Consider the following 12,514-nt stretch of genomic DNA (forward strand, 5'->3'; position numbering starts at 1 on the left):
TGTAAGAGCGGAACCAATAGTAGCCGTTGCCTAAATAACGGATATGTACTCGGTTTGATCCGGCATCCTGGTCGGCCCTGAGGCCGCCATCGGGAGCAAGCCCCCTCCCACAGGTACAGCGCCATACCAGAAGTTGTGTAGATACCTATGCCCCGATGAGGGAGTATCAGTAAGCACACCTGTGACTGACCCACCGCTATCGGGAGCAAGCTCCTCCCACATTTAGTCGAGTAAGACTCAGGTTTTTGCCATCACCGCAATAAACAGCGGTGATTCCAGAAACCGTTGAAGCCACGCCTGCAACCGGTAGTACGGCGTCCCCGCAAACCACTCGCGATCCACATGGGCAAACTGCCTTACAAAGGGCACCAGCGCCGCATCTGCCAGGCTCAGGTGATCGGCAAGCAAATACTCCCGCTCTGTCAGCAAACCCTCCAGCTTGCGCAAAAACACCTCGCCCTCGGCCCGATAATGTTCCATCGGTTGCTCCGGGTAGCGTTCTGCGTACTTGTATCGATTCAAGTGATGTTTGAACACCTGATCGTTCTCGCTGATCAGCGCCAATACCGCAGGCTCACCCTGCAACAACCAATCCTCGGGATCGTGCTGTGCCAGCGCCCACTGCATGATCTCCAGGCTTTCTTCGATCACTCGGCCTTCGACGCTCAACACCGGCACCGTGCCCTTGGGCGACAGCGCCAGCATCTCGGTCGGCTTGGCTTTCAGGCTCACTTCGATAATGTCCACCGGCACGCCTGAATAGCGCAGCGCCAATCGCGCCCGCATTGCATAAGGGCAGCGCCGGAACGAATACAGCAGCGCCTGGCTCACTTGACCTCCAGGGTGCTCAGGCCATTGCCCTGGCGCTTGACCTGGATTTGCACCGGGATACGCTCGTGCATTTCCTGAACGTGAGAGATCACCGCCACTTTGCGGCCCTGAGCCTGCAAACCATCCAAAGCGTCCATGGCCAATTGCAGGGACTCGGGGTCGAGGCTGCCGAAACCTTCATCGATAAACAGCGACTCGATCTTCAAGGTGCTTGAGGCCATGGACGCCAGGCCCAAGGCCAGCGCCAATGACACCAGGAAGGTTTCGCCACCGGACAGTGAGTGTACCGAGCGCAATTCGTCACCCATCTCCGTGTCCATCACCAACAGCCCGAGCATACTGCCGCCGCGTTTAAGCCGGTAGCGGCGCACCAGTTGGCGCAACTGCACGTTGGCATGGTGCACCAGCAAATCGAGGTTGTAGGCCTGGGCGATCTTGCGGAAGGTGTCGCCGGTGGCCGAACCGATCAACGCATTCAGGCGCGCCCAGCGCTGCCATTCTTCATAGGCCTTGGTGATCTGTTCGGCCAGGGCCTGGTTGGCGTCCTGGCGGCGTTGATCTTCGGCTTGGCGGGCGCGCAGTTCGGCGCAATGCTTCTCGCCTTCGGCCAGCCGCTGATTGAGCGCCGCCAGGGTGTGGTCCAGTTGATCGGCGTCGAGATTGCCGTTGTGCAAGGCCTGGTGTTCGGCCAAGCGCTGTTCGCGCTCTTGCAGCAGCACCTTGGCTTGCTCGACAGTTTTTTCGCTGCTGTTCAGGTCCTGGCGTAGCTGCGCGATCTGAGCCTCATCGAAGGCTAATAAACGTGACAGGCCCTGGTTATCCAGATCGGGGTGCAGCGTGCGCCATTCATTGATGCGTGTTTCAAGCGCTTGTTGTTCCGCTTGCAGCGCGTGCTGGCGGTCCTGCTGGGCCTTAAGGTCAGCAGCCAGTTGGACCAGGGCCGTGTGCACGGTGTGCAGCTCGTGGTTGGCGTCGGTCTCGCTTTGGCGTGACTGCGCGACGGTCTGCTCCAGTTGCTGCTGCCAGTGTTCGGCGCTGGCGTGGTCGCCCAGCAAGGCGCTGAGTTTTTCTTGAACAGCTTGTTGCTGTGAGGCCACTTCGGTGACTTGCAGCGTGAGCGCGTCGAGCTGCTGCTGGCGATGTTGCTGGTGGGTCTGCTGTTTCTCGATGGCCTGCTGGCGCTCCTGCTGCTCGGCCAGTTCATCGCGCTGATGGCCCAACTGCTCAAGGCGTTGACTGACCTGCTGGTCGAGCTGCATGAAGGTCGCCGCAGGCGCACTGCGCAAACCCTCCAGGGTTTGGGTGGGCAACAGGGTGGCGAAGGTGGCGAGTTCTGCGTCGAGGCGTTCGCGGTCCTTGGCCAATTCCCGTTGCTGGTCCACCAGCAACTGCCGGGTTTGCTGGCTGGCCTCCTGAGCGGCTTGCAACTGCTGCTGAAGGCGCCCGGCGTTTTGTTGCAGGTTGAGCAGGGCGTCCTGGCGTTGTTCGTCCTGAGTGAGGCTCTGGGTCAGTTGGGCCAGTTGCTGAGCCAGCCAGCCGCTGCGTTTGGCCGCGTCCTGATTGAACAACGAGGCGTACAGCGGATGGGCCTCCAGGCTCTGTGCCAGGCCTTGCTGTTGTATCGCCAGCTGTTCCTGTTGGCGCAGGAACTCCTTCTGTTCGGCGATCAGTCCACCGACTTCACCGCGCAGTTCATTGAGTTTTTCCTTGAGGTCGTCGACCGCCTTTTGCGCCGTGGCTTCTTCGTTCTCGTCATGGCGACCCAGGCTCTGCAACAGGGCTTCGGGCTGGTGATACGGATGCTCGTGGCTGCCGCACACCGGGCAGGGCTGGTCATCCTGCAATTGCGCGCGCAACTCTTCGACGCTGGCGCTGCGGGCCAGGCGCTGACGTTCCAGCAGTTGCTTGGTCACCGTCAGGGTTTGCTCAGCCACGCTGAGTTCGGCCTTGGTTTGCAAACCGCTCTGGTTCAGTCGCTCGCGGCGTTGCGCGGCATCGGCGAGTTGTTGTGTCAGCGCGCCTGTCTGTTGATCCAGTTGCTGCTGGCTGTCCCACAAGCGGGCCAGGTCTTCGAAAGCACGCTGTTGCTTGCGATTATCCTGCAGCAGGCTGGCCAGCAACTGAATTTGCTCGGCCACCGCGTGGGGTTCGGCACCGGCTTCCTGATAGAGCAGGTCGAGGGCTTCGCGCTGTTGGGTGAACTGATCGGCGGCGGCGCTGGCACGCTGTTCGAGTTGCGGCAGTTCGGCCTCGCCCTTGTTGAGGCGATTGCCGATCACCATCAGCTGTTGCAGACGGTCGCGGTAGGCGTTCCAGGCTTCGCTCAGCGGGGCAAGGGCGGCGCTGTGCTCAAGCTCGGCAGCCAGGCGGTGCAGGCGCTCGGCGACTTGGGTTTGCGTGTCTTGCAGACCCGTGAGCAGGGCGTGGCCTTCGTTGCAGGCGCTTTGCTGTTGTTGTTTTTCTTCGCTGCGCTTGGCCAGTTCCCGGGTCAAGTGGGCGAGGGTGTTCTGTTCTTCAACGGCCTGGCGCAGCAGGGGAGCCGCCTCGGCCTGGTTTTTCAGGGCGTCGGCCAGCGCCGCTTGGGCGGCCACTTGCTGTTGTTGCGCCTGGTCCTGGCGGGTATGCAGGGCGACTTGCTGCTCCAGCTGTTGCTGAATCTGTGCCGCGAGTGGCGTCAGCAGGGTGCCGAGTTCAGCCTGGCGCAGGAAGTGATGACGTTGCGGTGCCAATTGCTCCAGGCGATTGAGGTCCTGGCGTTGCGGGCCTTGGTTGTCCCACTGCTGCTGGGCCTGCTGCAGTTGTTCGACGGCGCTGAGCTGGCGCTCTTGCCACTCACGCAACTCTTTAAGCCAGGTGTGCTGCAACTCCAACTGCTTGAGCTGGGCCTGCTGGGTCTTGAGTTGTTGCTGGGCCTCGGCCAACTGTTGATCGAGTTCGGCGCGGGCTTCAGGTGCCAAGGGCACTACGCCGGTGGCCTGGTCTTGCAACTGTTTGTGGGCGTCCCTGGCCTCCTTGGCCTTGTCGAATGCACGTCGCCCCAGTTGGGTGTACAGCGCGGTGTCGGTGAGCTTTTCCAGCAGTTCGCTGCGCTCATTGTCATTGGCCTTGAGGAAGGCGCTGAACTCGCTTTGCGCCAGCAACACCGCACGGGTGAACTGCTCGAAGTTCAGGCCCAGGGCCAGCTCAAGCTGAGTCTTGTATTCGGTTTTCTGGCTGGCCAGCAGTTGCTCGCTGTCCAGGTCGATCAAGCTTTGCCGGCTGTTCTGCAACTTGCCGCCGGCCTTGTCGCGGGCGCGGTTGGCTTCCCAGCGCGCACGGTAGCGACGGCCACTGACGCCGACGAAATCCACTTCGGCATAACCGCCGCCGGTGCCGCGCCGAATCAGCGTGCGCGGATCGCCGATGGAGATATCGGTGTCGGCGTCCGGCATCTTGGCCTGGCCGGTATCGCCCAGGCGCGGCACCGCGCCGAACAACGCCAGGCACAATGCGTCAAGCAGCGTGCTTTTACCCGCGCCGGTCGGCCCGGTGATAGCGAACAGGCCCGCACTGGCCAGGGGCTCGGCGGTGAAGTCGATCTCGAACGGCCCGGCCAGGGAGGCGAGGTTTTTCAGGCGGATAGCGAGGATCTTCATGGCTGTTCGCCCTCCTGTTGCACTTCCTGGAGCAGCACGGCGAAATCCTTCAGGGTTTGTTCATCCACTTCGCTGCCATAGCTGTCCTGCCAGGCACGGCTGAACAATTCCTGGGGCGTGAGCTGGTCGAGTTCGATCAAGCGCTCATCGTCGCTTTCGCTGTTGCCGCGCTGGCCGGCGTATTCGGCGGCGATGCGCACCAGGCGTACGGCCTTGCCTTGCAGGGCGGTTTCGATCTGCTGGCGCAGGTCTGGCTGTGGTTCGTCGAGGCGTACCCGCACTTCCAGCCAAGGGTGACGTTGGGTTTCGGCCAGCAGGTCGATGTCCGGCAGGTCGCGCAGCTGCTTGAGGATGTCCGCCAGCGGTGCGGCTTCCAGACGTTGCAGGTTGACTGAACGGGGGATCAGCAGCGGTTCGACGCCCACCAGCCGTTCACCCTGGAACGTCACGTCGAGCACCTGATGCTTGTAGCCAATCTCGGAAAACGACAGCGGAATCGGCGAGCCGCTGTAGCGAATGCGCTCTTCGCCATTGACCTGTTGCGGCTTGTGCAAGTGGCCGAGGGCAACATAGCCGACGGTTTTGTCGAACAGGCTGGCCGGCAGTGCCTCGGCATTGCCGATGATCAGGCTGCGCTCGGAGTCTTCCGATACCGACCCCCCGGCCATGTGCGCATGACTGATGGCTATCAGTGCCTGGCCTTTTTTGCGTTTGGCATTGGCGGCGGCGATCAGCCATTCATGCACCTGGCCGATACCCCGCAAGTAGTCGTCTCCCAGATGCGCACCGGTAACTTCCGCCGGGCGCAGGAATGGCAGCGCCAGGCACCAGGCGGCAATCTTGCCTTTGGCATCCGGCAAGGGGATCAGCAGGCGTTCGGCGTCCAACTGGCCATCGTCAAGCCACAACACCCGGCCCAGGGCATGAGTGCGCAGGCGGCGCATCAACGGCGCGGGCAGCTCGATACGCGAGCCGGAGTCATGGTTGCCGGCGATCATCACAATCGTCAGCGTCGGGTTTTGCTCATGGGCGCTGATGATGAAGTCATACAGGCGTTCCTGGGCCTTGAGCGGCGGGTTGACCGTGTCGAAGATATCGCCAGCGATCAACAACGCATCCGGGCGTTGGGCCTTCAGTTGGCCCAGCAGCCACTCAAGGAAACAGGCATGTTCGAAGTCGCGTTCCTGGCCGTGGAGGTTTTGGCCCAGGTGCCAGTCGGAGGTGTGAAACAGACGCAAGGCGAACTCCGTGGAGAAGATGAAAAGGAGGGGAGTTTACCTGTAAACACGCACACAGTGCCTGCCAGTGGCCCAGACCCGATATAGCAGAGGACTTGCCCCGATGACGGTGAATCAGATATGGATTAATTGGCTGATCCACCGCTATCGGGAGCAAGCCCCCTCCCACAGGGGTTATGGGTGTTGACGGGGTTGGGGGGGGCAGGCAGGCCATTGCGCGGGCCATGTCGCGTTGGGCGCCAGCCGTGGGGAACGGTTGGGCAGGGGAGGACCACACACTCACGTGGACGCCTTAATTAACCTTCGGAATCAGAGACTCACCATGACAGTTTCAATAAATGCATCCCCTATTAGTCCTTTTCACGTGATGCCTCAGCAGGTGAACCCTGAAAAAACCTCACCCTCGTCCAGCCATCGGCAAGCGCGAAGCGCTGAGGCCCAAGCCGGCGCCCCTCACGCGCGTCCTTTTGGTGGAGTGACCGACCGGCAACTGATAGGGCTGGTCCGCGACCACTTTCGCGAGTTCGCCGCCGGGGCGACAGACAGCTACGTAAACTTCAATGAATTGAAAGAAGCGGCCGGTCTGATAGCCAGCGACAGGTCATTTTCTCCAGAGGCACACCACACGGCACTGGAGTTGTTGTCACGCCCCGAACTGCTGCGCAAGCTGGATATCGGCATCAGCTTCTTTGGTGGCCCCGGCAAGGAAGATGGCCGGTTCGATATGGATAACCTGAACTATCTGTACAAATTCCCCCATCGTGAATGGAAGGTGCCGCGCCGTAATCACTAACATCCAGATGGATGTCGAACAGGCGACACAGGGCAACTGTGGGAGGGGGCTTGCTCCCGATAGTGGTGGGTCAGTTAAAGATGTATCAACTGAAACTCTGCCATCGGGAGCAAGCCCCCTCCCACATGAGTTTGCGGTATTACTTGGGATACAACGGCGGCAAGCTGGTGGTGTCGGTCGCCGGGTCCTGCTCGCGTTCGGCCACGGGGATGGCCTTGATCGCACGCCACAGGTCTTCACCCAGCCAGTACTGGCCGCTTTCGCTGTACAGCGCGCCGTTCAAGCCATCCAGGGCATCTGACAATGGCACAAACCGCGCCGCCATGTCGGCCAGGGTTTCCGGCTGTTGACGCGCCCAGGCATCGAGGGCCTGGCGGGTGGCTTGCGGATCGTTGGCCTGGGTGGCGCGCTTGAGGTCGTCGAGCAGGGTGCGCGGGCTCGGGCCGGTTTGCGCGGCGCGCTGTACGGCCGGCTGCCGACGGGCGCGCCACCACAGGCCGAAGCCCAGCAACGTGGTGCATGCCAGGATCAGTGTGCTCAGTTGCCACAGCCACAGGCGCTCATCGTCGGGTGCAGTGATGATGGTCGGCGTGGCGGGTGCGTCCACCACCAGGCTGGGATTGACCGCCACTTGCACAGTGCGCGCCGGCAGGCTGGTGCGTTCCAGGTGATCTTCGTGGGTGTTCCACCACACCACTTCCACCGGCGGCAGTTCCAGCTCGCCGGCGCGGGTTGGCACCAGGGCTTCGCGGTCTTCACGGCTGCCGATCAGGCCGCGGTCGCTGGTCTGGTTGCCCAGTACCGGTTGGTCCGGGTAGCGGCGCAGGCCGTTGACGTCGGCGCTGGGCAGCGCCGGCAACTGTGCGCTGGATAAGCCCTCGGCCTGCACGGTGAGGCTGCGAGTCAGAGAGTCGCCGACCTGCACGTGGTCCGGCGTAGGGTTCCAGCCTTCGCTCAGGGTCAGGCTGCGCGCCGGCAGCCAGGGAGCGTCGGCGGGGTAGAGGTCCGGCTTGGGTTTGATCGTCAACGGCAGGGCCGCAGAGCTGACGTGGATCATCTTGCCCGGCTTGGTGCCCTGCAGTGTGTTTTCCTGGGGTGGGCGCGATTCGACCAGGGTAGCGCTGAAGGTCTGCGCCGGAATCACCACCGTGCCGCTGTGCTGCGGGTAGACAGCGTAGCGGGTCTCGATCACGCCATGGCGGATGCTGTTGATGACCTTCTCATAGGTACGCGACTCGCCCAGTTGTTCGACACGTGCATCGGGAATCTGCAAGGGCGTGAGGCTGCTGTCGTCATACAGCGATACCGAGTGGTACACGCGTACGGTCAACAGCGCTTGGGCCTGGACGTACACGGCGGTCTGGTCGAGGTTGGCCTCGATAAATACTGGGGCCAGCTCGGTGCTGGTGTTCTGGCTGGCGGTTTCGACCACTTGCAGGGTGATCGGCTGGGTCTTGAGTGCGCCCACTTGCAACGGCGGGATGATCACGTTGCCGTTTTCCTTGGGCAGCAGGGTGATGATCCAGCGGGTGGTGGCGTGGTTATCGCCGCCCAGGGTGGTGAGCTGGTTGATCTGGCGGGTGCCGCTGACTTCAAACTGTGCGTCCAGGGGCGACAGGTCCGGCTTGCCGAATTGGGTTACATCGCTGGACTCCACCGTCAGCTCCACCGTTTCCCCGGAGTTGAGGCGGTTACGGTCAACGCTGGCAACCAGGTTCGCCGCCTGGGCGTGGCCTGCCGACAACGCGAGCAGAAGCAAAAGGGTGGTGCGGCGGCTCATCGAGTCGTGTCCTGATGTTGTTGCTGTTCGTACCAGAATTTGCGCCGCAGCAGCTCACCGGGATTGTCCGGGATTTCTTGCAGCCATTGCTCCAGCGCCTGGCGGCGTTCACCTTCAAGGCGGGTGTCGACAGGGCGCAGGGGCGGCGTGGTGGTGTGCTCGTCGCCCAGTTCGCTGCCCGGCACTTCATTGTGGCCTGGCTGTGGGGTGGCGCCGGCCTGAGTTTCACCGCTGCTGGCTTCGCCCTGGCCCTGGGGCGATTGTTCGCCACTCTGGCCCGTTTGCCCGCTGGCCCCCGGTTGCGCAGTTTGGCCGGGTTGGGGGCTTTCGTCATCTTCGTTTTTTGCAGGCTGGGTCGGCTCGGGCTCGGCTTGCTCTTGCATCAGGGTTTCAACCAGGGCCTTGTTTTTCAGCGCCGGTTGCAGATCGGGCTGGGCTTCCAGGGCTTGCTCGTAGGCGTCGATAGCGGCTTCAAGTTCACCGGCTTTGGCCAGGGCATTGCCTCGATTGTAGTGGGAATAAGCGTCGTTGCCCTGGGCAAAACGTTTGATCGCCTCGGCGTAATTGCCGGCTTCGTACAGGGCTACACCTTGCCATTGCGGGTCTTGAAAGTGTTCGGCGGCTTCGGCTGGGCGCTTGTGCTTGAGCAGGTATTGACCTTGCTGGTCGGGGCGCAGCCACAGGTCCTGAAGGCCAAAGGCGTAACTGGGTTGTGGCGCGCCCAGCAACAGCAACGGCAGGCAGAACAGCCAGCCGCGACGCCCGGCGCAGGCGGCCAGCAGTAACAGCGGCAGCAGCAGCCAGTAACCCTGATCGGCCCAGGTGTCCAGGTGCAGCACTTGGCCGTCGTTGCGCAGGGCTTGTACGCTGTCGAGCATACCCAGTTGGCGCAGGTCCTTGTCATCCAGGCGCGCTGCACGGTAGCGGCCACCCATTTCACTGGCGAAGGCCTTGAGCGTCGGGCTGTCGAGGCGTGGCACCAGGATCGCGCCCTGGTCGTCCTTGAGGAACTCGCCGCTTTCCTGGGTCACCGGTGTGCCTTCACGGCTGCCGATGCCGAGGATCGACAAGGGCGGTGCCTGGGCGCTTTGCAGTTGCAGGCGGATGCCCTGGCGCTCCTGTTTCGACAGCGAGGAGCCGATCAGCAGCAGGCGCCCCTGGCCGAGCCCGCCTTGCTTGAGCAGGCCGAGGGCTTTTTCCACGGCCAGATCGGCGCGATGGCCGGGCTCGGGCATGATCGAAGGGCGCAGGGCCTCCAGCAGATTGCGGCTGGTGGCCAGGTCGTCCGACAGCGGCACCAGCGTATGGGCGCTGCCCGCATACACGACGATGGCGGTTTGCGCATCGGTGCGTGCTTGCAGCAGGTCATACAGCTTGCGCCGCGCCTGCTCCAGGCGGTTGGGCGGGCTGTCGGTGGCAAGCATTTCCGGGGTCAGTTCCAGCAGTACCACCAGCGGGTCAGCGGGTTTCTGACTGGGCTGTTCAACCCGTTGCCAACTGGGCCCCAGCAACGCCAGCACGGCCAACAGCCAGGCGATGCCCAGCAGCACCCACGGCGATTTGCTCTCGCGGCCGTTGCCGCCACTGAGCAGTACGGCATGGAAGGCCGGTGGCAGGATCATCTGCCAGCGGCCGGCGCGCTTTTGTCGGTGCCACAACTGCCACAGCAACCAGCCGAGCAGCGGCAGCAGCAATAGCCACCAGGGCCGGAACCAGTGCGGCCACAGGGCGATCATCGACGTCTCCGCAAACGCAAGCGCTTGAGGCGCTGGCGCCATTCAGGGTGTTGTTGCAGGAAGATCCCTTTGCTCGACAGCTTGTTGAACCCGCGTTGCAAGGCGTTGTTGGGCCAGCGTTCCTGGATCACCAGCAACAGGCTCAAGATCAGCGCCAGCGCCAGCGGGCCGCTGTACAACGCCTGGGCCGGTCGCGCTTGGGTGGGTTGTTGTTCGACGGGCTCCAGGGTGTCGAGGGTCTCCTTGATCTGCTGCAGTTCCTCGCCGTCATGGGCGCGGAAATATTGACCGCCGGTGGCCTCGGCCATCGCCTTGAGCGCCGGCTCGTCGAGGTCCAGGCTCGGATTTACGCCGAGAATGCCCAGGGAACCGGTTTGCTCCGGGTCGGCGCCAATGCCGATCGGGTAAATCTTCACGCCTTCTTCGGCCGCCAGTCGCGCTGCCGTCAACGGGTCGATCTGCCCGGCGTTATTGGCGCCGTCGGTGATCAGGATCAGCACACGGCTTTGCGCCGGGCGTTGGCGCAGGCGTTTCAAGGCCAGGCCAATGGCATCGCCGATGGCGGTGTTCTTGCCGGCAATGCCGATACGCGCTTCGTCCAGCCAGGTACGTACGGTGCGCCGATCAAAGGTCAGCGGTGCCTGCAGGTAGGCTTGAGTACCAAACAGGATCAAGCCCACGCGGTCACCTTCGCGTTCTTCAAGAAAGTCCCCGAGCAGGTGTTTGACCAGGGCCAGGCGACTCACGTCCTCACCCTGCCAGTGCATGTCGGGGAAATCCATGGAGCCTGACACGTCGACCGCCACCAGCAAGTCCCGGCCACTGGCGGCAATTGGCAAAGGCTCGCCCAGCCATTGCGGGCGTGCGGCGGCAGTCAACAGCAGCAGCCACAGCACCACGAAGGGGGCCTGCTGGCGCCAGCCTGGCAGGTTGGCGCGGGCGCGACGGCGGGCCAAGCCTTCGAGGTCGCTCAGGTAGCTGACTTTCAATGCCGGTTCGCCGCTGTCGGCCGCGGGCAGGATCAGGCGCATCAACCAGGGCAATGGCAACAGGGTAAAGATCCACGGCCAGGCGAACTCAAACATGTTTGCGAATCCAGGTGTCGACAGCTTGAGTCAGGCCGGCGATAGCTTTGTCGTCGAGTTTGCATTCGGGCTTGTAGGCGCCTTCCACCAGTACCATCCAGCGCGTCAGGCCGGCGGCGGGGCAGCGGTTGTCGAGGAAGGCCAGCCATTTGCGGCCGTTGAGGGTATGGCTCTGGCTATACGGGTAGTCGTTACGGCACAGGCGCTTGAGCAGGCCGTTGAGTTGTTGCAGCCAGGCACCTGCGGGCGCGCCGTCGTAGGGCTTGGGCATCAAGGCCAGTTCGGCGAGGGCGGCGATGCGCAGCGGGTCCAGCGGTTGTTCGGCGCGGGCCACGGGGCGGCGGGTTGGCAGGAAGCGGCGCAACCACCACAGGCCCCAGCCGAGCAGCGGGATCACCAGCAGCAACAGCCACCAGCCGGGCGCAGGCGGCCAGAAGCCGATGGCCGGCGGCGCGATCAGCGGTTGCAGTTGGTCCAGGCTGCTCATTGTTTTTTAACCGGGCGTTGCGGGTTGAGGTACTCGCGCAATTGCTCGACCATTTCACTCTGTGTGCTCAACGGCATCAACAACACCCGCAGCTTTTGCGCGAGCCGTTCCCAGCGGGCGATACGCGCTTCGGCCTGGGCTTTGTAGGCCTGGCGCAAATCAATGTTCAGGGTGTCCAGTTCCAGCTGTGCGCCGCGTTCTGCGAAGCGCAGTAACCCGGCGGCGGGCAGGGCGTGATCAAGCGGGTCGGAAATGGGCAGCAGCAGCAGGTCGCAATGTCGCGACAGCAGGCTCAGCTGTTGCTCGGCGCTGTCAGTCAGCGCCCGTTCATCGCAGATCACAATCCCCAGGCTGCCCGGTCGCAACACTTCACGGCCACGGCGCAAGGCCATGCCCAGGGCATCAGCTTCGGGGCGGCTTTCGGTGTTCAGGCTCTGGTTGACCCGCACCAGGCGGTTAAGCAGCTGCAACAGGCTTTGTTTGCTGCGTCGAGGCTTGATTTCGTAGTGCTCGCTGTCGCCGAACACCAGTCCGCCGACCCGATCGTTATGCCCCAGGGCCGCCCAGCCGATCAGGCTGGCCGCTTGTGCGGCGAGCACCGACTTGAACATCTGCCCCGAGCCGAAGAACAGACGGCAGCTTTGCTCCACCATGATAAAGATCGGCCGTTCGCGTTCTTCGTGGAACAACTTGGTGTGCGGTTCCTGGGTGCGCGCTGTCACGCGCCAGTCGATGGTGCGCACGTCGTCGCCCGCCTGGTACACCCGCACCTGATCGAAGTCCACACCGCGCCCGCGCAGCTTGGAGTGGTGCAGGCCGATCAACGGGCTGCGCTGGCCGGGCGTGGAGAACAGCTGCACTTCGCGCACGTGGTGACGCATCTCAATCAGTTCACTGAGGGTTACGCGTATACCATCGCTGGCGTTCAT

9 protein-coding genes are annotated in these 12,514 nt (G+C 63.0%); 1 reads left to right on the plus strand and 8 read right to left on the minus strand.

The features are described from left to right. Positions 1-237: 237 nt before the first annotated feature. Genes E4O98_RS19645 through E4O98_RS19655 form a run of 3 tightly spaced genes read right to left on the minus strand, consistent with a single transcriptional unit; the run spans position 238 to position 5,704 of the window. Entirely contained in the window at positions 238-831 is a 594-nt protein-coding gene (locus E4O98_RS19645; RefSeq protein WP_103734988.1) for a glutathione S-transferase, read from the minus strand. After that, positions 828-4,466 carry an AAA family ATPase gene (locus E4O98_RS19650; RefSeq protein WP_248136047.1) on the minus strand — a complete coding sequence of 1,213 codons (3,639 nt, stop codon included), beginning with the start codon at positions 4,464-4,466 and terminating at the stop codon, positions 828-830. The genes E4O98_RS19645 and E4O98_RS19650 overlap by 4 nt, the downstream gene beginning before the upstream one ends. After that, positions 4,463-5,704: an exonuclease SbcCD subunit D C-terminal domain-containing protein gene (locus E4O98_RS19655; RefSeq protein ID WP_078821214.1), complete on the minus strand. Its 1,242-nt coding sequence runs from the start codon at positions 5,702-5,704 to the stop codon at positions 4,463-4,465. The genes E4O98_RS19650 and E4O98_RS19655 overlap by 4 nt, the downstream gene beginning before the upstream one ends. A 322-nt stretch (positions 5,705-6,026) precedes the next feature. Here E4O98_RS19655 and E4O98_RS19660 point away from each other — a divergent pair, with 322 nt between their 5' ends. Further along, on the plus strand, positions 6,027-6,497 hold the full coding sequence (locus E4O98_RS19660; protein WP_177327417.1) for a hypothetical protein: 471 nt from the start codon (positions 6,027-6,029) through the stop codon (positions 6,495-6,497). A gap of 139 nt (positions 6,498-6,636) precedes the next feature. Here E4O98_RS19660 and E4O98_RS19665 read toward each other — a convergent pair whose 3' ends face one another. From E4O98_RS19665 to E4O98_RS19685, 5 genes are read right to left on the minus strand one after another with little or no spacing between them, the layout of a single operon-like run. Next, entirely contained in the window at positions 6,637-8,277 is a 1,641-nt protein-coding gene (locus E4O98_RS19665; RefSeq protein WP_032880828.1) for a BatD family protein, read from the minus strand. After that, positions 8,274-10,013, minus strand: a complete 1,740-nt coding sequence (locus E4O98_RS19670) for a tetratricopeptide repeat protein (protein ID WP_078821215.1) — start codon at positions 10,011-10,013, stop codon at positions 8,274-8,276. Before E4O98_RS19670 ends, E4O98_RS19665 begins: the two co-directional genes overlap by 4 nt. Then, entirely contained in the window at positions 10,010-11,098 is a 1,089-nt protein-coding gene (locus tag E4O98_RS19675) for a VWA domain-containing protein (RefSeq protein WP_248136048.1), read from the minus strand. The genes E4O98_RS19670 and E4O98_RS19675 overlap by 4 nt, the downstream gene beginning before the upstream one ends. Further along, complete coding sequence (locus tag E4O98_RS19680; RefSeq protein WP_017136650.1) at positions 11,091-11,585, minus strand: DUF4381 domain-containing protein; 495 nt, start codon at positions 11,583-11,585, stop codon at positions 11,091-11,093. Before E4O98_RS19680 ends, E4O98_RS19675 begins: the two co-directional genes overlap by 8 nt. Then, positions 11,582-12,514: a DUF58 domain-containing protein gene (locus tag E4O98_RS19685; RefSeq protein WP_005787858.1), complete on the minus strand. Its 933-nt coding sequence runs from the start codon at positions 12,512-12,514 to the stop codon at positions 11,582-11,584. The genes E4O98_RS19680 and E4O98_RS19685 overlap by 4 nt, the downstream gene beginning before the upstream one ends.

Source organism: Pseudomonas sp. W2Jun17 (assembly GCF_023127795.1).
GTDB classification, from domain to species: domain Bacteria; phylum Pseudomonadota; class Gammaproteobacteria; order Pseudomonadales; family Pseudomonadaceae; genus Aquipseudomonas; species Aquipseudomonas synxantha_A.